We start from the raw sequence: 1498 nt of genomic DNA on the forward strand, positions 1-1498 counted from the left end.
GAAGTATACGGATCCGGATGGGAGAATGGCTGAGACAGTTGTTGTTCTTGGTTCTAGTGCAATTGTGGCATATTTTGCAGCTGCTGTTGTGCTTTCACTATTAACATATGTTACTATTGTTGAGATTTCTGAGTATGCAAAAGCAAATGTCAAAGAAGAGAGTGGACCATATGAATTACACCATGCGTTTCCTATGTTTATGGGTGGTCTTTATAAGCAGGAATTAGTTCCAATGGGAAGAAAACGGCATAGACAACTCCATAAGAATCTTGCTGTTTTTCTTGATAAATATTATCCTGGAATGAGGCCTAAGAGGGGAAATGCAGGTCCCCAAATCCAACGTAGTTTTTCAACCGAAAAGAGACTTGAAGCTATGGCACGTTTTTATTTGGTAAATATGGATTGCTATGCAGATGCAGCAACTCAATTTTTTAAAGACCATATTGATCTGTTAAATGATGAAAATATAAAATGGGCAAAAGAGCATGCTTTTGAGTCAAAATTTTGGCAAACAATTGAAAGTTGGATAAGAGAGGAGACACCGGAATGATGGAAATACTAGGTTATGTATTGTATCCGGGACAAGAGGATTATAAAACCAGATGGATTAAAGAGGAAGATTATGATGAAGTGGTGTGCGAGGAATGCCATAGTTTATTGGTGGATGATTATTTTAATGATGATGTTAAGCTCCAGAAAATGAAGTATGATTTTCTATGGGTTGCAGATGGTGCGAATATATTTGTTACAGAAAAAGTAAAACAATTTATTATTGATAACGGTTATACTGGTATAGAATTACGGCCATTGAGGACGATGGAAGGGGTTTATAATCTTAAATGTAACAATTTAATCACAATTGAAAAAGAATTATTGGATTATGGTAAAAAATGTAATAAATGCGGGGAATATACCTCTATAACGACAGGACAATATTCCATATTTTATAAAAACAAGTGGTATTATACTTATGTTAAAGAAAAGGTTAAGGATGGATTTTTTATTACAGACCTTAAATTTGGCGAACATACATATAAGAGTCCCGAATTAATTATTGGAACTGAAACATATAAGAAAATGAAGAAGGCACATTTAAAAGGTTTTATTGCGGCACCACTTGTTAAGGAATAAAATTGGTTTATACTCGTATGCTGTTTCTATGATTTTGGACAACAGCTTAAGTTTTTAGGCTTTTACTGGTAAAGGATGAGAAGTTAATTTTTTATAAGAATCTGGAATTTTGCTTCTGCTTTTACCCCGTGTTTGCCGGAGGCAGGAGGGGCTGAGCCCTTCTTGGGTGCTGTGCTTTATAGGGCGCAGTCCCGACGTTCGGTATAAGGTTTATGAGGATTTGAAGCAAGGCGTTGGAAATTTTTGTTGTAGATTTAGAGGAATCAAGGGAGGCTGGACATAGTAAAGAGAAGGGGAATTGACAGTAAACTATGTGTACGGAGCGGAGGGGGAGAGTGCGGTAAAGTACAGCAGGCTGGGAGAGACG

General features: G+C 36.7%; 2 protein-coding genes. Both read left to right on the forward strand.

Translation table 11 applies throughout. From position 1 onward, the window contains the following. Positions 1 to 25 precede the first annotated feature (25 nt). Positions 26 to 550 (forward strand): hypothetical protein, encoded by a 525-nt coding sequence (locus WKV44_10595; protein MEM5948984.1) that lies wholly within the window; start codon positions 26 to 28, stop codon positions 548 to 550. Then, complete coding sequence (locus tag WKV44_10600; GenBank protein MEM5948985.1) at positions 547 to 1131, forward strand: hypothetical protein; 585 nt, start codon at positions 547 to 549, stop codon at positions 1129 to 1131. The genes WKV44_10595 and WKV44_10600 overlap by 4 nt, the downstream gene beginning before the upstream one ends. Positions 1132 to 1498: the final 367 nt, after the last annotated feature.

The sequence above is a fragment of the Spirochaetia bacterium 38H-sp genome (assembly GCA_039023545.1).
GTDB lineage: Bacteria > Spirochaetota > Spirochaetia > Winmispirales > Winmispiraceae > Rarispira > Rarispira pelagica.